The 19,502-nt window shown below is 38.8% G+C and carries 11 protein-coding genes and 1 pseudogene; all 12 read left to right on the top strand.

What is annotated here, in order from left to right; translation table 11 throughout:
• Nucleotides 1-27: 27 nt before the first annotated feature.
• Nucleotides 28-368, top strand: a pseudogene (gene rhuM / locus CD03_RS39540) (RhuM family protein); the annotation flags it as partial.
• A gap of 74 nt (nucleotides 369-442) precedes the next feature.
• Nucleotides 443-952, top strand: coding sequence for a hypothetical protein (locus CD03_RS0116340; protein WP_027294573.1), 510 nt, complete (start codon nucleotides 443-445; stop codon nucleotides 950-952).
• A gap of 83 nt (nucleotides 953-1,035) precedes the next feature.
• On the top strand, nucleotides 1,036-2,322 hold the full coding sequence (locus CD03_RS0116335) for an MFS transporter (RefSeq protein ID WP_044289429.1): 1,287 nt from the start codon (nucleotides 1,036-1,038) through the stop codon (nucleotides 2,320-2,322).
• 382 nt (nucleotides 2,323-2,704) lie between these two features.
• Nucleotides 2,705-3,169 carry a VOC family protein gene (locus tag CD03_RS0116320; protein ID WP_027294571.1) on the top strand — a complete coding sequence of 155 codons (465 nt, stop codon included), beginning with the start codon at nucleotides 2,705-2,707 and terminating at the stop codon, nucleotides 3,167-3,169.
• Nucleotides 3,170-3,204: 35 nt separating this feature from the next.
• A complete protein-coding gene (locus CD03_RS33745) occupies nucleotides 3,205-9,210 on the top strand; it encodes a DUF4011 domain-containing protein (RefSeq protein WP_242849107.1) in 6,006 nt (2,001 codons plus the stop codon).
• A gap of 68 nt (nucleotides 9,211-9,278) precedes the next feature.
• Nucleotides 9,279-10,124, top strand: a complete 846-nt coding sequence (locus CD03_RS0116310) for a hypothetical protein (protein WP_027294570.1) — start codon at nucleotides 9,279-9,281, stop codon at nucleotides 10,122-10,124.
• Between the two features lie 87 nt (nucleotides 10,125-10,211).
• On the top strand, nucleotides 10,212-11,381 hold the full coding sequence (locus tag CD03_RS38595; protein ID WP_242849106.1) for a UvrD-helicase domain-containing protein: 1,170 nt from the start codon (nucleotides 10,212-10,214) through the stop codon (nucleotides 11,379-11,381).
• A 122-nt stretch (nucleotides 11,382-11,503) separates the two neighbouring features.
• Entirely contained in the window at nucleotides 11,504-13,594 is a 2,091-nt protein-coding gene (locus CD03_RS38590; protein ID WP_242849105.1) for a UvrD-helicase domain-containing protein, read from the top strand.
• A 46-nt stretch (nucleotides 13,595-13,640) separates the two neighbouring features.
• Nucleotides 13,641-15,392: an ABC-F family ATP-binding cassette domain-containing protein gene (locus CD03_RS0116300; RefSeq protein WP_027294569.1), complete on the top strand. Its 1,752-nt coding sequence runs from the start codon at nucleotides 13,641-13,643 to the stop codon at nucleotides 15,390-15,392.
• Between the two features lie 162 nt (nucleotides 15,393-15,554).
• Nucleotides 15,555-16,295, top strand: a complete 741-nt coding sequence (locus tag CD03_RS36170) for a GNAT family N-acetyltransferase (RefSeq protein ID WP_052377834.1) — start codon at nucleotides 15,555-15,557, stop codon at nucleotides 16,293-16,295.
• Nucleotides 16,296-16,364: 69 nt separating this feature from the next.
• A complete protein-coding gene (locus CD03_RS36165) occupies nucleotides 16,365-17,507 on the top strand; it encodes a DUF429 domain-containing protein (protein WP_052377833.1) in 1,143 nt (380 codons plus the stop codon).
• A 264-nt stretch (nucleotides 17,508-17,771) separates the two neighbouring features.
• Nucleotides 17,772-19,376, top strand: coding sequence for a phosphoenolpyruvate carboxykinase (ATP) (gene pckA / locus CD03_RS0116280; RefSeq protein ID WP_027294568.1), 1,605 nt, complete (start codon nucleotides 17,772-17,774; stop codon nucleotides 19,374-19,376).
• Nucleotides 19,377-19,502: the final 126 nt, after the last annotated feature.

Below are 19,502 nucleotides of genomic sequence, written 5' to 3'. Positions count from 1 at the left end.
CCAGGCTGGTTGAGGGATTTTGTGGTTCATTATAATCTCCAGATGATTAGCGCTGTTGGTTTTAAGGTCAATAATGACCGCGCAGTCCGTTTTCCTAAATAGTCTGGGCAAATTGTCAAGGATTACACCATTCAGGGCTGGACGATGGATAAGGATCGCCTCCAAAAAGGACATATGTTCACGGATTAATACTTTGCGTGACAGTTGCAAAATATCCGTGAGATTCGCCTTTCTGTGCATAAATTCTATCAGAAAATTACAGATTTGTATGCCACGGGTTTCGATTATGATAAGTACGCAAAGACCACCAGACGTTTTTTCAGACTGTGCAGAATAAGATGCAGTGGGCTATTCACAGACACACGGCGGAAGCCAAACATCCAGATACTAATAAATAAGGTTTAGCTGAAAGATAAATTAAATTTTGGAGGCGGGAAAGATAATGGTAAAAGAAAAGGCTTCATTCCAAGCGTTCCTATCGGCAGTTGCGCCGGAACACCAGGGGTTTGTGGAGAAACTTAATGACAAACTCATAGAACAGGGCTGTGACCTTGTAATCAAGGACGTAAAAAATGGTTACGCTGCTTCCTATCAAGTTGAGAAGAAAACAGTAATGAATTGGGTGTTTCGTAAAGCGGGTATTTTGGCACGGATTTATGGTGACAATGCCGAAAAGTATGAGGATGTAATCGCGTCTCTGCCGGATGATATGAAAAAGAAAATGACTGATTCTCGTGATTGTAAGAGACTTATTGACTCTAATGCCTGCAGCCCTACTTGTGTGAAAGGTTTTGTTTATACCATGAATGGAGATGTACATAAAAAATGCCGTAATGACGGAATGTTCTTTCTGCTCACTAATGAAACTGCGGAACATATAGAGGGGTTGGTCTGTGCAGAAGTAATTGTGCGTAAATCGGCTTTAGAACGACAGAAAAAGGAAATTGAGTAATTGTGCAGCGGTTTGTTGCACAAATTAATGATGTTTGTTCTTAGAATAATAAAGTGATAAACATACATAGAATGGAGAAAACTGTGAACACAGCACAAAAAACAAAATCTTTGCGAAAACACCCGCTTATAGAATTATTAAAACATAACAAAGGAAATCCAAGAACTCTGATATTAATGGAGCCGCTATGGGGTATTCCATATAATCTGATCGCACCTTTTGCCACACTATATATGTACTCACAGGGAATAACGGACGTACAAATCGGACTGATTTTGTCTATTTCCATGTTTGTTCAGGTGTTCTTTTCCTTCTTTGGCGGCATCATAACAGATAAGATGGGGCGAAAATTTACAACCATGATGGGTGATTTCTTTGGTTGGACTGTTGCTTGCCTGATATGGAGCATATCGGGTAACTTCTGGCTCTTTTTAATTGCAGTTTTATTCAACAGCTTTGAGCAGATTAACCAGACCGCATGGTATTGCTTATTGATTGAAGATGCGGAACCCAAAGATTTATTGGGAATATATACTTGGGTGAATATCGGCGGATTGATTGCAATCTTTTTTGCACCGATTTCTGGATTGCTGATCAATTCCTTTACTGTGGTTCCGGTTGTCCGGGTTTTATATTTGGTTTTCGCTGTGAATATGCTGATTAAGGTAATTGTTACTTTTCGGTATTGTAAAGAAACCCGGCAAGGCAAGATCCGAATGGCTGAGACTAAAGATACCCCTGTTTCACGGATGTTATATGAATACAAGTATTTGATACCTAAAGTGCTGAAGAATAAAGAGATTATGAAAGTACTTATTGTCTCCGTGATATTGTATATCACGAATCTGGTCAGCACCAATTTCTTTAGTTTGTACGCAACACAAGAGTTAGGTATAGAATCGCGCTATCTGGCTTTTTTTCCGATTTTGAACGCGGCTGTGATGTTGATTTTCTTGATAGGAATACAGCACCGATTGGAATTCGTGAAATTCCGCATCCCTATGTGGAGCGGTTTGGTATTGTATGCTGCAGCAGCGATACTTCTGATACTGGCACCGAATGGTAATATGCCGTTTATTATTATTTATGTCTTTGTTGTGGCAGTAGCCGGTTCTCTTGTCATGCCTCGTAAGGATGCCTTGATCCAGCTAAGTATTAATCCGGAGGAGCGGGCTCGTATTAATGCGTTGATTATGTCCTTCACAATTGCTTTTTCTTCACCATTCGGTTATTTTGCAGGGTGGTTATCAAGTATTGACCGCCGGCTGCCATTTGTGTTTACATTTATTTTATTTATTGTGGCAATCATAATCGTGGGTCGCATCCGTGATCCCGAATTCGCTAAGGAGCATGAAGAGGTTGATAATTAATGGGGGTTATCTTCCGATAGCATCTAATATCGCAGAAATGAGTGAAACCTATTTGGAATTTATTAACGAAATAATTGTGAAATAGTGTGTTTCTATGAAATTAAAATGGATAAATTTTTTCTGGATAGGGACGGGGTAAGGCCGTATGAGTATAAAAAATGGGTTTTGTCAGGTGGAAATGAACCACAGGGCAAAACCCATTCTTTTTAGCAAAAATGAAAATATTAGTCAAAACTTATACCCTGTGGAGAAATATGTTCAGGAACAGATTTTAGCATCAAAAGAAAGCTATTATTATAGACGGTTAATCTGAAATATAGTAAACTTATCTTAGTGATAAATTAGAATGCAGCAGGGAACTATTATACAGGAGGTAATTTAAATGAAATATGAAGGTGTATGCATTGCGGTGAAAGATATAAATCTATCCAAAAAATACTATCAGGAGTTATTTGGACTTGAGATTTTTCAAGATTATGGTATAAATATTTCCTTTGGCGGGTTGTCTTTGCAACAGGAATTTGACTGGATGCTAGGTGTCCCGAAGGAGAGTATATTGAATAAATCTCATAATATGGAGTTATATTTTGAGGAAGATGATTTTGACGGCTTTATTGCTAAATTAGAGCAGCGTAACGACATTCAATACATTGGTGATGGAATAAAAGAAGCTGGGTGGGGACAACGCTCTATACGTTTTTACGATTTGGATGATCATATTATCGAAGTAGGTGAAAATATGAAAATGGTTGTGAAGCGTTTCCTTGATTCCGGAATGTCAATGGAGGAAACTTCAAAACGTATGGATGTATCTATATCGGATTTAGAGACACTTTTGTGTAGTTAATTCGATAAACTACAATGAAGATTGGGGGAGTAAAAGTGGAACAGAGAACACTTTTTAAACAAAATTTGGAACGGGAGAACACTTTGCTGGAAGAGCCGGAAGAGGTAATGCCTGCTAAGAATGTTTTGCAGTTATCTTGCGAAATTGATGATGTGCTGACCTATGCCATCGTTCATATCGGTGCATACGTTGTCAGAGATGTTTGTGTGAAAAATGTTTCCGAAGCAGATTTGGATAATCTGGTTGTTAAAATCAGCGCAAATATTGAAATGGTGGAGAACTTTAAATTTGGCATTGAGAAGATAAAACCGGACGAAGAGCTGCATTTTAAGAATCTGAATGTTCCGATTAATGCCGGTTATCTGGCATCGCTTACGGAAAGAAACATCTTCCAGCTTACAGTGGGGATATATTTTGAAGAGACTCAGCTTGCATCTCAGACTGTAACTATTACGGCACTTGCCTTTGATCAGTGGCCGGGACTTCAGTATACACCAGAGCTTCTGGCAGCGTTTTCTATGCCGAATCATCCTGTGGTTACAAGCATAATACAGCTTGCGTCAAAATATCTGGAAAAATGGACCGAAGATCCTTCTCTTGCCGGATATCAGTTCCAGGATCCGAATCGAGTTAAAAATATGGCTGCTGCAGTGTATGCGGCAATTCAACAGAAAAACATTACTTATGCAGAGCCTCCTTCAAGCTTTGAGGTGTTTGGTCAGCGGATACGTCTGGCGGATGCTGTGTTAGATCAGCATCTGGGAACCTGCATGGATATGACGTTACTTTATGTGGCATGCCTGGAAGCCATGGGATTGAATTCGGTCATGGTGATGATGAAGGGCCATATATTCGCCGGTGTCTGGCTTCTTGAGGAGTCTTTTTCGGACATGATTATGGATGATCCTTCCCAGTTGGAAAAACGTATGTCCAAGGGCATTCATGAGATGATTGTCGTTGAATGTACCGCTATGTGTGCCGGAAAGAGCAGAAGTTTTGATGAGGCAGTCACGTTGGCAGAACGCGAAGTATCGAATTATGGTAATTTTGCTTTTGTTATCGACGTGAAGCGCGCCAGAAGCATGGGTATAAGGCCCCTTCCGGTTCGGGTAAAGACGTCAGCTGGCTTTGAAGTTCAGCATGAAGAACGCAAAGAGATGGATGTTACGAATGCACCGAAAGCGATTGGAGATACTTTTGAACTGCCTGATTCAGCACAGAAGGATACGGTTACAAAGCTGACTCAGTGGGAGCGTAAGCTTTTAGATCTGAGTTTACGAAATATGCTGATTAATATGAGAATGACGAAGGCGGTGGTTCCGCTGTTGTCTTCCGATGTGAGTATTTTGGAGGATGCCCTGTCTGATGGAGAGGAGTTCCAGGTTATGCCGCGCCCGGCGGATATGACAATCGCAGGTGATGGAGGAGTACCGGTAGAAGCACTGGGAGAGCTGGGCCCTTTTGCGGATTTTATTGCATTGGAGAGTAAACACCGACGGCTGCATTCTCTGTATACAGAAAAGGAATTAAACAGCTGTCTGACCAAGATGTACCGGTCAGCAAAAACGTCAATGGAAGAGAATGGTGCCAGCACGCTGTATCTTGCATTGGGCTTACTCCGTTGGTTTGAAGGTAAAAAGAGCGCCACGGTAAGATATGCACCGATTGTATTGGTTCCTATTGATATCGTTCGTAAATCTGCAAGCAAAGGCTATGCAATGCGCATGCGTGATGAGGATGCGCAGATTAATATCACACTTTTAGAATTTTTAAAACAGAGCTTCGACACGCAAATTTATGGACTGAATCCGCCGCCAATGGATGAGCATGGACTGGATCTTCCTAAGATATTTGCGATTATTCGGCATGCAGTGATGAATCTTCCTATGTGGGATGTGGTGGAAGCGGGATTTATCGGCAATTTTTCATTTTCACAGTTTGTGATGTGGAATGATATACATACAGATAGTGCCTTTCTTAAGAATAACAAAATAGTCCATAGTCTGATGAATGGAGCCGTAGATTGGGATTGCAAGATACCCGAGGGTGTAGATACGGATGAAGCATATCTGCCGATAACAGTGGATTCCTCACAGCTGCGGGCAATTAATATGGCAGCAGCAGGTGTCAGTTTTGTGCTGCACGGACCACCTGGAACCGGAAAATCACAGACTATTACAGCAATGGTTGCAAATGCGCTTACAAAGGGGAAGACGGTTCTTTTTGTGGCGGAGAAAATGGCTGCACTTGAGGTTGTGCAGAAGAGACTGGCAGCACTTGGTATTCAGGATTTTTGTCTGGAGCTTCATTCCAATAAAGCGACTAAGAAAGCCGTGCTGGATCAGCTGAAAAGAGGTCTGGAGATTGGTGTCTGGGGTATTACAACGGAATACGATAAGAAAATCCAGGATATTCGGAAAATGCGTGGGGATCTGGATGCCTATGCAAAGGCACTGCATGTAAAGAGACCGTTTGGAAAAACGCTGCGTCAGCTGATGGATATTTATGAAATGATTCCGGAGCTGGAGAAGAGCGTTCGTTTTGATCATGCTTATGTAAGCTCGCTTACAGAGAGTGATCTGGATCATAAGGTTAACAGCCTGGAGCGGCTGATTGCTGCCGGTAAAGGGATCGGACACCCTCATAACCATCCATTGGCTGCGGTTCAGCAGACTGAATATAATCAACGTCTGAAATTTGAACTGGAAGGTGTTGTACGTACTTATGCTTCGGCGCTGGAAACGTTCAGGGATCATGTGTTGGCCTTTGTAGAATTGGTGGGTATTGAGCCGCCGGTAACGGAAGACCAATGGAATCATATTTGCAATTATGCCAAAAGTGTGATTGCAGCAGAGGAGATACCTGTATTTTTGAAGCAGGCTGATGATATTGACCAGGCATTTTCTGAGCCAATGATGTATCTGGAACATAAAACTGAATTTTCTGCAAAGAGAGCTGATTTCTTTGCTCAGTGGAATGAGAATTTTCTGCGCATGAATATGGACATTTTTCGTGAGAAATATGACCAGGCTAATAAAAAATTCTTTGGTAAAGGGAAAGCATTTGCTGCATTAACTTCTGAAATGCAGGCTTATGCGTCCTTTCAGATAGAAACGGAGCGGATTCCCGTATATCTGACGGATATTACATTCTACCAGCGTGAATTGCAGGATATATCCGATGCTGAGGCTGCATTGCCGTATGAGTGGAAGAAAATATTGCAGGATTATCCTTCTGCAGCTGCATTGCAGGGATATAAGAAAAATGTGAAGAAACAGCTGCAGGTGATGGAGCAGTTCTCAGTTCAAATCCAGAAGCCCTGTATTCAAATAGCTCAGAGCCTGCCTGGCGATTTACAGGCAGTGAAGAATGGTGAGGCTGAAGCGACGGCATTGATTAATCTGAAGTTTGCGGATGATGAATTGAATTGGATGGAAAGCCGTCTTAAGATGTGTTCATGCATCCTTGAAAATGCCGCTTCGATTAAAGATTGGATTGTATACAGACAGTTTGCTGCTGAGTGCCGCGAGCAGGGACTGGCTCCGGTATGTGAGGCTTATGAAGCAGGATTGCCTCATGAAGAGGTTATGACAGTTTATCTGCGGTCTATCTACAGATCTATAATTCTGGCAGTGATTGAGAAAGAACCGGTATTGAACAGCTTTACGGGGATTGGATTTAATGAGAAGATTGTCCAGTTTAAGAAGCTGGATCAGGAATTTATGGAACTGACCAAGGATGAGATGTTCTGCAAACTGACACATCAGCTTCCGACATCGTATGATTCTGTGGAGGTTAGCAAGGAGCTCAATATACTAAGAAGAGCAATCAGCAGCAATGGAAGAGGCTTATCTGTGCGAACGTTGTTTGAACAGATTCCGCACATTCTGACCAGATTATGCCCATGCATGCTGATGAGTCCCATTTCTGCAGCGCAGTATCTGAAAGCAGAAAATGATTTGTTTGATATTGTAATATTTGACGAGGCATCCCAGCTGCCTACCTGTAAGGCGGTAGGTGTCCTGGCCCGTGGTAAGAATGCTGTTATTGTAGGGGATCCGAATCAGATGCCGCCAACCAGCTTTTTTGCCGGGAATACGGTAGATGAAGATAATTTGGATATTGAGGATCTGGATAGTATTCTGGATGACTGTCTGGCACTTGGCATGCATTCAGCATATCTGCACTGGCATTATCGCAGCAGACATGAAAGTCTGATCGCTTTCAGCAATCAGGAATTTTATGAGAATTCAATGCTTACCTTCCCGTCAGTTAATGACAGGGAAAAGAGGGTGCGCCTGGTTAAGGCAGATGGTTTTTTTGACCGTGGAAAAGGGCGTGTGAATGAGGGGGAAGCAAGGGCGATCGTTGCTGAGATAAAGAGAAGATATCAGAAGCCGGAATTGATAAATCAGACGATTGGAGTTGTTACATTTAATATCAGTCAGCAGACATTAATTGAGGATTTGCTGCAGGAAGAGTATCAGAAGGATGCTGCATTTGATAAGTGGGCGAATGTTGGTGAAGAAACCATGTTCATTAAAAATCTTGAAAATGTACAGGGAGATGAGCGTGATGTTATCTTGTTCTCAATTACTTTTGGTCCGGATGCAGATGGAAAGCTTTCCTTAAATTTTGGTCCGCTGAATAAGAATGGCGGCTGGAAGCGGCTGAACGTTGCGGTATCCCGCGCAAGAACGGAGATGGTGGTATTTACAACTATGACTGCCGATATGATTGATCTGAAACGCACAAAATCCAAAGGCGTTGAATCGCTGAAAGGTTTCCTTGAATTTGCTCAGAAGGGACGGCTGCAGGGAGAATATGTGGAGACCAGGGTTCAAAATTCTCAGGGTATCATGGAGCATATCTGCCAGCGTATTACAGATGACGGTTATAAGTATCAAAAGGCGGTAGGGCATTCTAAGTTTAAGGTGGATATTGCTGTGATCAATCCATACGATGAGAAAGAATATCTGCTTGGTATCATGCTGGATGGAGAATCCTATCGTCAGTCTTCCAACACAAAGGATCGGGAAGTGGCACAGATCAGTATTCTTAACGGACTTGGCTGGAAGCTGCATCGTATCTGGACGATGGATTGGTGGGATAATCGGGATAAGGAACTGTCTAAGCTGATGCAGATTCTTGAGGAAAAGAAAGCAGCTGCATATCAGATGTATCAGGAGCAATACACGGTTGATGCAGTGAATAATGATGTATTGGAGGATGCAATCAGCGACAGGGCGGAAACGGAAGCTATTCCTTCTGATGCAGAATTAGCAGAGCCGGTAGAGAACGCAGTAAAAAATACAGAGAAGCAGGCTGCGGAGCAGATTCCAGTGGTTGATGTGAAAGAACGTTTTGTGGTTAATAACCCTGTCATCGAGGCTGCTAATGTCAAAGTGGCTGCCGGAAAGAATGAAGCAGCCAGCACTATCACGCAGGCCGAACAATTGGAACTGGATTATCGATTAGAGGAATATGTACCTGCAGTGGTTGAGATGACAGATCTGTCTACGATGGATTATGTTAAGAAGGAAAACCTGATGCAAATTACAGAGAAATTGCAGCAGCTCATCGATGCAGAGGCTCCAATTACCTATGATAAGCTGGTTAAGAAGACTCTTAGGGCATTTAATATTTCGCGTTCAAGTACACAGACTCTGGAAGCAACTGACAAGGCACTGAAAAAGGCCTCATCAAGGATGAATAAACAATCCGGTGTTAAGTTCTACTGGCGCAGGGATCAGAACCCGGAAAGGTATTGGAGGTATCGCAATGACAGCAGTTTGGCGGATAAGCGATCTGGGGATGAAATATGTCAGCAGGAGCTTAAGAACGCTGTATGCGTGACATTGAGAGAAAAGGTGGCTTTGGAAAAGGACAGTCTTGTCAGGGAAACCATTCGTACTATGGGATATGCCAGAAGCAGTGCGGCATTGATAGCTGCAGTTGAAAGAGGCCTTAAATATGGGCGAAAAACTGGTGAGATTGTGCAGGATGCGGAGAACCGGTTTACGCTGAATGAAAATATGTAAAGTGGAAAATGAAAGCCGGGTATATAATGGATACGAAAAAAGGTACAGAAAGGATCAGGTTAAGATAAGTGAACTATCAAAAGATAGACGGAATAGAATTCAAAATGGGTAAGCAATTTGACTTTAGTTTCTTAAAAAAATATGGTAAAGTGTTTAAAGTATTTGATGACCAAGATTCAGGAAATATTTGTTTTGGAATAGAGAGTCAAGGAGGAAGAATATTTGTCAAATTTGCAGGAGCACAAACTGCAGAATATGATGGGGATATTTCTAAAGCAATTGAAAGATTAAAGTCAACAGTACCTGTATATGACTCTATCAAACACACCTCACTGATTAAGTATATTAGTTCAGAAGAAATTGGCAAGGGATTTGCTATGATATTTGAGTGGCAGGATGGAGAATGCATGGGGAGAATGTATGAAGAATCTCATCGAAATATTATGAGTTTACCTTTGGATGAAAAGATACTTATTTTTCAAAGTATTATTGATTTCTTAATTGATACAGCCAAAATGGGGTATGTTGCAATTGATTTTTACGATGGCAGTATTATGTACAACAGATTAAATAAGACTACTAATATTTGTGATATAGATTTCTTCAGAAAGAGTCCAAGCAGCAACGATATGGGACAGATGTGGGGAAGTGCAAGATTTATGTCACCGGAAGAATATAAATTGGGAGAAATTCTAGATGAAATCACCAATGTTTTTACAATTGGACAGATGGGATTTTCTTTGTTTACGGATAGCGAACGTGATAAGGAAGGATGGCCACTGTCTGCATCAAGTTATAATGTTCTTATGAAAGCAATCAGTCCGGATCGGATGGATAGATATATAAGTTTAGCTGAGTTTAGTGAGTGCTGGAATGAAGCCATTAAAAGCAGTATTGCCGTCAGGTATATCTGATAATTTGGGTCTGATGCTTCAGTGGACATGGTATCACGATGACATAGAGATTATTGATGAGGAAAAATAGGGAGGAGGCGTACACGTATGGGGTTTATTCGCGATTTGTTTAAAAAGATAAAGACTATCGAAGTCAAAAGGCAAAATATAACAGCAGAACAAAATGTAAATGTCATGCAATTACTGAGCCTTCGTGAGTATATGAATGAAATTCTTCAGGCGGATAGATATATTGCAAAGAGTGAATATAAAGACGAGATTCATAAGCACAAAGACGTAATAGAATTCTTTATAGTGCTTAAAAATAGTAGTATGCTTGATTTGTTTTGCAAAAAGTATAGTGTTGATTTGGAAGTGGTACAAGAGAGTATAGATTTATATTCGAACTTTGAATGCTTTGTTGACCGGCACAATGAAATATTTGTTTCAAATAAGATGCTGGCAGAAAAAGAATATTTGGATAATATTTTAAAGACAGTAGATCCGAAGATATTATTAGATGATGATCAGCGCAAAGTAATATTAACAGATGAAGATTATTGTTTGGTTATTGCCGGTGCCGGAGCAGGAAAAACAACAACAGTAGCAGCCAAGGTAAAGTATCTTGTGGAAAAAAGAAAAGTTGATCCGGCTCAGATTTTGGTAGTGTCATTTACAAATAAGGCGGTTAATGAGCTAAAAGAAAAAATAAATGATGATCTGAATATAAAATGCCCTATTGCAACGTTTCATTCAACAGGAAATGCTATTATTCATAAGAATGCACCTGATGAAAAGTTGAATATCGTAGAGAATTCAAAACTGTATTTTGTTATAAGGGATTATTTTAGGGGGTCTATTATTCAGAATGAAAATGTAGTTAATAAGCTGATTATGTTTTTTGCATCATACTTTGATGCACCATATGAAGGTGATAACTTAAATGTTTTTTTTAATCAGATAGCTAAAGCAAATTATTCTACCATGAGAAGTGATTTGGAGGATTTTAAAAGGGAGGTTATAGATTCTCGTACAAATAAGTCAGTTACAATACAGAATGAAGTGTTGCGCTCACACCAGGAAGTTGAAATAGCCAATTTCCTGTATTTGAATAATATTGATTATGAGTATGAGCCTATTTATCAGTATAATATTACATACGCGCGCAAACCATATACACCCGATTTTATTATAAAGCAGGATGGAAAGGTTGCATATATTGAGCATTTTGGGATTACTGAAGATGGAAAAATGACAGATTCAGTGATAAGGAAGTAGAAGCATATAAGAAAGCAGTAAATGACAAAGTAATACTTCATCGTAAGCATGGAACGATTCTGATCTATACATTTTCAAAATATAAAGATGGTAAACCGTTACTTACTCACTTAAGAGAAAGGATGGAGCAGCATGGATTTGAATTAAAGCAGCGTTCTAATAAAGAAGTTATGGAAATGCTCGTAGCTGGTGAGGAAAATAGATATGTTCGTAAACTGGTTAATCTTATCTGTCGATTTATATCTAATTTTAAGGTAAATGGATACACGTCAGAAGATTTTAATCGAATGTATCACTCTACCCAGAACGTGAGGACAAGACTATTTTTAGATATTTGTAACGACTGCTTTTTAGAATATGAGAAATATTTAAAGAAAAATAAAGCTGTTGATTTTCAGGATATGATAAATGAGTCTGCAAGAATTTTACGTGAAGTACAAGAAATGAAACAAAAACTGGATTTTAAATACGTGATTGTTGATGAATATCAGGATATCTCCCGTCAGAGATTTGATCTGACTAAGGCTCTTTCAGAAGTAACGGATGCAAAGATCATTGCAGTGGGGGATGATTGGCAGTCAATCTATGCATTTAGTGGTTCAGATATTACCCTGTTTACAAAATTTCAGGAAAAAATGGGATATGCTAAACTCCTGAAGATTGTAAAAACATATCGTAATTCCCAGCAAGTAATAGATATTGCCGGTAATTTTATTCAGAAAAATACAGAACAAATTTCAAAAAAACTGGAATCACCAAAGCAAATTAGTGAGCCGGTAATTATCTATACTTATGACGGAACATACAAAGGTAAAAACGGAACTAGAAGAAGCGGTGTTAATTATGCAACAGCCAATGCCACCCAGGTGGCATTGAAACAAATAGTGCATTACAGTAAACAAGAAGGACGAAAGTCAGAGTCCATACTGTTACTTGGACGATTTGGGTTTGACGGTGACCAGTTAGAAAAATCAGGTTTATTTGAATACACGAGCAGAGGCAGTAAGATAAAAAGTGTGATGTTTCCAGAGCTGGATATTACATTTATGACAGCGCATTCGTCCAAAGGTCTTGGTTATGATGAGGTTATTATTATAAATGGAAAAAATGAAACTTATGGATTTCCATCAAAAATAGAGGATGATCCGGTATTGTCCTTTGTGATAAAAGGGGATCGATCCATTGATTATGCTGAGGAACGCAGACTTTTTTATGTTGCAATGACAAGAACAAAAAATCGTGTTTACTTTATTGCACCGGAACAGAATCCGTCTGAGTTTTTGGTTGAGTTAAAGAGAGATTACAAAAACGTAGTAATTCATGGAAATTGGAACGAAGAGGAACCTAAAACGATAGGACGAAAGTCATGCCCATTATGTGGATATCCGCTGCAGCTTAAATATAAAAATTCATATGGATTAAGGTTATATATTTGTACAAATGAACCGGAATTATGTGGATTCATGACGAATGAGCATAAAGCAGGAAAGCTTTCAATATTGAAATGTGATCAATGCAGAGATGGTTATCTTATTGTAAAATCTTCTAAATCGAATGATTACTTTCAGGGATGTACAAACTATAAGAAGGATGGAACTGGCTGCAACAATGTGATAAGCAAAAATAAGTTTTATGATATGATGGGATATGAACTCGAATCAGATCAGCTGCAGGAAACAAAAGATGATACAAAAAGCCAGCTGATGCACAACTCACAAAGCGATACAGAAAATAAAAAGAAACAAAAAATACTGCATGTGTATGAAGCCCGGGAAGATAGTATTTCCATAAAGATAGGCAAATTTGAACCCGTTTTATGTAGAGAACGGGATTTGAATGAAATCGTACATTGTATTCTTAGTGCGCTGCAAAGTGTTAGTAATGTTCGTTATTATGGCATAACAATGCTGACGGATGTGCTCGTAGGAAATACTACGAAAAGACTATTGGATAATAAGCTAAATACAGTACCACAATTTGGGAAAATAAACTATGCATCCAGAGACGAGATCTACGCAATTATTGAATGGCTGATTGATAATAAATTTATTTTAAAAACAAAAGGCCAGTATCCTGTACTGCATCCAACCTATAATGGAATGCATTACGATGAGAAGATGACATTAAAGCAACTGAAACAATTAAAAAGGTATTTAGAGCAGCAGACAAAGAATGTGATAGAAAATGTAGATATCCGTGCCACCACACGGTGAGGATTGTATAAAATTGTGTTAAAAATAAATGTTACAGGAGGTATATATGATTAAGGTTCAAAACCTGTCCTACTCGTATCAACAAAAGGACTTATATAAAAAGGTTTCATTTACAATAGAGGATAATAAGCATTGTGCATTGATTGGTGCCAATGGTACAGGAAAAAGTACGCTGCTGAATTTGCTGATGAACTCAGATGAGTATCTGTACGATGGAAAAATAGAAATTGAAGGTTCAGGCAGGATTGGATATGTCAGCCAATTTTCGCAATTAGATCAAAAAGAAGATTTGACTGTTTTTCAGTATCTCAGTGAGGAGTTTGTGAAGCTTGAGCAGAAAATCATTGATTACTGTAAGGAAATGGAGACTGCTGTCAATCTGGAATCTATTTTTGAGGAATATCAGAAAGTACTGGATGAATTTAATGCCATTGATGGAGATTGTTACGAAAGCAATATTAAGAAGCAGCTAAAAGTAGCTGATTTACAAAAGGCAGAAGGACAGAAAATCAGTAGTCTGAGTGGCGGAGAATTTAAGCTGGTTCAGGTGATCAGAGAGATGATGCTTAGCCCAAGACTTCTGATAATGGATGAACCTGATGTGTTTTTGGATTTTGATCATCTGAATGCTTTGAGCAATCTGATTAATGCCCATAAAGGAACCCTTCTTATTATCACCCATAACCGGTATCTGTTAAACCATTGTTTTAATAAGATACTTCACATGGAAAACATGGATCTTCAAGAATTTGAAGGAACCTATACAGAATATAATTATGAACTTCTTGCCACAAAGATTGATCTGGAAGCAGCTGCTGCTGCAGACCAGGCAGAGATAGACCGTCAAAGTAAAATCTTAGAAAAGGCCAGAGTAAAAGCAACATCAATGGATAATGCATCCCTCGGTAAAGCGGTACATGCAAGACAGACTTTGCTTGATCGGCTAAAAACCAGAAAAACTAAGGCTCCTTTCGTAGATATCAAATATCCGGAGATTCATTTTGAACTTGAAAGAGAAGTGGTAAATGAAAACATTCTTGAATTGACTGATTATAGTGTTGCATTTGATGAACAGCTTTTAGACCATGTAAATTTTGTAATGAAACCCCAGGATCATGTCGCAATTGTTGGGAATAATGGAACTGGAAAAACAACACTGCTTCGTGAAATCTTTGAAAATAATAAAGAAGCTATTAGGATTAGTGAGCATGCTGAGATTGGTATTTTTTCTCAGATTACGGGCTCATTATATGATGACACAAAAACTTTGCTTGAGATTTTTGAAGAAAAAGGTGTTGAAACCAAACAGAATGCAGTGGACTATTTGAAAAAATATGGATTTGAAGAAGAGACTCTAGATCAAAAAGTGAGTGAATTATCTGGTGGAGAAAAAGACTTATTTCAATTAGCTGTGATTTCATTAGGAAGGGCCAACTTCCTTCTGTTGGATGAGCCCACGGGGCATTTGGATGTTTATGCACAGATTGCATTGGAGCAGGCGATTTCAGCGTACAAAGGTGCAATCCTTATGGTATCTCATGACTTTTACACGGTAGCCAATTGCGTGGACTATGTATTATTGGTAGAAAATAATACTGTACGGAGAATGTCTATCCGTAAATTCAGACAGATGATTTATGCCAATCATTTTGACAAGGATTATCTGCTTTTGGAACAAAAGAAGAAAGAGACAGAAACCAGAATTCAACAGTTGCTTCAGATAAATGAATTTAGTAAGGCAAAGGATCTAATGGGATTATTAGGAGAAATTATTAAGAAAATGAGCGTATTGGAGTAGAAGTAATTGCACGTGTAATATCAACTCATACTACAGAATATTTGCAAGAACGATATTTTGAGGGGGAGTCATATCAGCAGGTATGGGTTATAACGATTCCATGAAATGGAATTGTAACTTTGTATAATAAGAATTTAGATGAAGCGCGTATAGGGGGAAATCGTGGCGGCAGCTCTCTATGATACGGACCTGGGAAACGGACATTTTTGTATAAAGGATGGCTACAGTCATCTGAAAGAAGAGATGCTTCTTTACGCTGAAAAGAATCTAAAGAACGATGATGTATTTGAAGCATTTATTGCAGATTCTGATTTGGAATTTCAGCGTATTGCTTATCGAAACGGATACTTTCCAACTACAAATAAAGAGTGTGATGCATATTTTCCCATTGAAGAACGCTCTCTGGACTATAAATTGCCTGAGGGATTTCGAATTGCCAGCATGGCCGATCAATATGATATATTCAAGTATAGAGAGGTATTGTTTAAGGGCTTTAACCATGAAAAAGAAGACAAAAAATTTTCCCCGACAGAAAAGGAAATTGAACATGGTCATGATGAATTTAATGCTCCGAAAGTAAATAAGGAACTGAAAATGATTGCACTGGATTCAGACAGCGAGTTTGCTGCTTATTGCGGTATGTGGTATGATCAGGATTCGGAATATGGAATTGTTGAACCGCTGGCAACAATACCAAAATACAGAAAAATGGGGCTTGGCAGAGCTGTTGTCTATGAAGGAATAAAACGATGCAGAGAATTAGGAGCGAAATACATATTTGTGGGCTCTTCTCAGCAATTTTATTATTCCATTGGATTTATTCTTTTGGAAACGGAACCTATTGGGCGAAGAAGCGTGTTCAGTAATGTAAAAGCAGCAATCCAGGAAGATGCGGTCCCATAAAGTGTGATACACGGCTGCCAGAAAGTAATTTTCAAACACGCTGTAGAGTGATAAATGAAAGGAGATGTGATGAAAAAATATAATTATTTTGTTGTACTAAATGAGAGCAAAGAAAAAGTCCTTTTTTGTAAAAGGATGAAGGAGTCATGTAAAGGTATATATAGTTTTGTAGGTGGTAAAGTTGAAACTGGTGAAGACAGTATGAATGCTGCTTACAGAAAATTACAGAAAGAGACTGGTATGGGGAAGTTTGATATTAGATTATTTCATCTGATGGACATTACAAATTATGATCAGGATATTTTAATAGAACTTTATGTAGGGCGCATTCAAAAAAGTGAGAAGTTGCAAGAAGAATTAAATTCGTTGGAATGGCTTTCAATAAAGGAAGATTTCACAAATCAGGAACGTTTTGCAGGAGAACAGAATATTTCATACATCATGAAGGTGGCAATGAAATATCTGCTGAAGGAATTTGCTGCAGACAGAAGTATTGATTTAAATTCAATTTGTATTGGAGTCGATGGTTGTAAGGGTGGATGGGTTGCGGCTGTAATTAATAAGGGCAACTTATCAATTGAGAAATATGATTCTATCAAAGCAATTTTGGAAGATAATCCAGTATTTCATGAGTTTATTGTTGATATGGTTATTGGTCTGCCAAATAATGATTCACATATAAGACCTGATACAGAAGCTAGAACCCTAATACCAGGTAGAACTTCAACAATATTTGCAGTGCCTAGCAGACAGGCTGTTTATGCTAAATCAGAAGTGAAGCAGGCAGAAGAGAATAAGAAGGCATTAGGTAAAGGTCTGGCCAAACAGTCCATGGCTATTATTCCGAAAATAAGAGAATTAGATTCTTTTCTTAATTCTGAAACAAAATACAAGAACATTATAAAAGAGAGTCATCCCGAGGTATGTTTTGCAAGATTAAACAGTGCTGTTGTTATGACAAAGAAAGCCCAATTTTCGGGATTGTGTGAAAGAGTTCATATACTAAAAAAATATATATCAGAGGCAGATATAAGTGATATTCTAAAAAAAGCGAAAGAGTTAAAGTGCAATGCAGATGACATTGTTGACGCAATGTGTCTGGCCTTAACTGCAAATTTAAATCATCAAGGTCTTGGTGAAACAATTCCGGCTAAACCAATGCGTGATGAAAAAGGATTATTTATGCAAATGATTATTCCCAAAGAAGTGTGAGCACTTATGCCTTAGAATTTAACTAAAGACATAAGCACTTCTGGCAACGATTTAAAGTGTACTTTATGTTGCCAATTTTTACTGACACAGCAGGTATTTTGTATACATTTTTTATTTACAGCAACCCCAAAAGTCTATCAGATTCTGTACATGATAAACATTCATAAATTTTACATTATTTTTATAATTAAAGCTATTGACTTTTTATTCACAAAGTGAGATGATAGAAACAAATTCGGAAAAATGAAAGTGAGGTAAATTAAGATGAGTAATATTGATTTAACACAGTATGGCATTAATGGTGTAACAGAAATCGTTCGCAATCCTTCTTTTGATATGTTATTTGAGGAAGAGACAAAAGCAAGTTTAGAGGGTTTTGAAAAAGGCCAGGTAAGTGAACTTGGTGCAGTTAATGTTATGACTGGTATTTATACAGGACGTTCACCTCAGGACAAGTACATAGTTATGGATGAAAATTCTAAGGATAACGTATGGTGGACTTCTGCTGAATATAAGAATGACAATCATCCGGCTAGCCAGGAAGCATGGGATACAGTAAAGAAACTTGCTCAGGAAGTTCTTTCTAACAAAAGACTTTTTGTTGTAGACGCATTCTGTGGTGCTAACGAAGATACACGTATGGCAATTCGTTTTATCGTTGAGGTTGCTTGGCAGGCTCATTTCGTTACAAATATGTTTATCCAGCCTACAGCTGAAGAACTTGAAAACTTCGAACCAGATTTCATCGTATATAACGCTTCTAAAGCAAAAGTTGATAATTATAAAGAGTTAGGTCTTAATTCTGAAACTGCTGTAATGTTCAACATTTCCAGCCGCGAGCAGGTTATCGTTAATTCTTGGTACGGTGGAGAAATGAAGAAGGGTATGTTCTCTATGATGAACTACTATCTGCCACTGAAAGGCATTGCTTCTATGCATTGCTCAGCAAATACTGATTTGAACGGTGAAAATACAGCAATTTTCTTCGGACTTTCCGGTACAGGTAAGACTACATTGTCAACAGATCCGAAAAGACTTCTGATCGGTGATGACGAACATGGCTGGGATGACAAGGGTATCTTTAACTTTGAAGGCGGATGCTACGCAAAAGTTATCAACCTTGACAAAGAATCTGAGCCAGATATCTACAATGCGATTAAACGCGACGCTCTTTTAGAGAATGTTACGGTTGACGCTGATGGTAAAATTGATTTCGATGATAAGAGCGTGACTGAGAATACTCGTGTATCTTACCCGATTAACCATATTAAAAATATTGTTCGTCCAGTTTCAACTGCTCCAGCTGCAAAGGATGTTATCTTCTTATCAGCAGATGCATTTGGTGTTCTTCCTCCAGTATCAGTTTTAACTCCAGAGCAGACACAGTATTACTTCCTGTCTGGATTTACAGCAAAACTTGCTGGTACAGAGCGTGGAATTACAGAGCCTACACCTACTTTCTCTGCTTGCTTCGGCCAGGCATTCCTGGAACTGCATCCTACAAAATATGCAGAGGAACTTGTTAAGAGAATGCAGATGAGCGGCGCTAAAGCATATCTTGTAAATACAGGATGGAATGGTTCCGGAAAACGTATCTCTATCCGTGATACACGTGGTATCATTGATGCGATTTTAGATGGTTCTATTGCAAAAGCACCAATGAAAAATCTTCCATACTTTAACTTTGAAATTCCTACAGAGCTTCCAGGCGTTGATCCTAAGATTTTAGATCCTCGTGATACTTATGCAACTGCTTCCGATTGGGAGACAAAAGCAGTAGATCTGGCACAGCGTTTTGTAAAGAACTTTGCAAAATATGAAGGTAATGAGGCTGGAAAAGCATTAGTTTCTGCAGGTCCTCAGTTATAAGATTAACCGGATTCTCTATTTTAATGAGTACGATGGTGTAATAATATAATGTGAATAAGATAGGGATCGGACTACAAAACCGCAAGGTTTGGTAGTCCGGTTCTTTTTTGCATCTAAAACTTACCA

Origin of the sequence: Robinsoniella sp. KNHs210 (assembly GCF_000686105.1) — a bacterium.
In the GTDB taxonomy this organism is placed as follows: Bacteria; Bacillota; Clostridia; order Lachnospirales; family Lachnospiraceae; genus Robinsoniella; species Robinsoniella peoriensis.
This window is presented reverse-complemented; position numbering and strand designations above follow the sequence as displayed.

Bases quoted from the DNA above. Each gene is read 5' to 3' on its own strand.
- CD03_RS0116340 (WP_027294573.1), top strand. From the start codon at position 443: ATGGTAAAAGAAAAGGCTTCATTCCAAGCGTTCCTATCGGCAGTTGCG.
- CD03_RS0116320 (WP_027294571.1), top strand. From the start codon at position 2,705: ATGAAATATGAAGGTGTATGCATTGCGGTGAAAGATATAAATCTATCC.
- CD03_RS38595 (WP_242849106.1), top strand. From the start codon at position 10,212: ATGGGGTTTATTCGCGATTTGTTTAAAAAGATAAAGACTATCGAAGTC.
- CD03_RS38590 (WP_242849105.1), top strand. From the start codon at position 11,504: ATGGAGCAGCATGGATTTGAATTAAAGCAGCGTTCTAATAAAGAAGTT.
- CD03_RS0116300 (WP_027294569.1), top strand. From the start codon at position 13,641: ATGATTAAGGTTCAAAACCTGTCCTACTCGTATCAACAAAAGGACTTA.
- CD03_RS36165 (WP_052377833.1), top strand. From the start codon at position 16,365: ATGAAAAAATATAATTATTTTGTTGTACTAAATGAGAGCAAAGAAAAA.
- pckA (WP_027294568.1), top strand. From the start codon at position 17,772: ATGAGTAATATTGATTTAACACAGTATGGCATTAATGGTGTAACAGAA.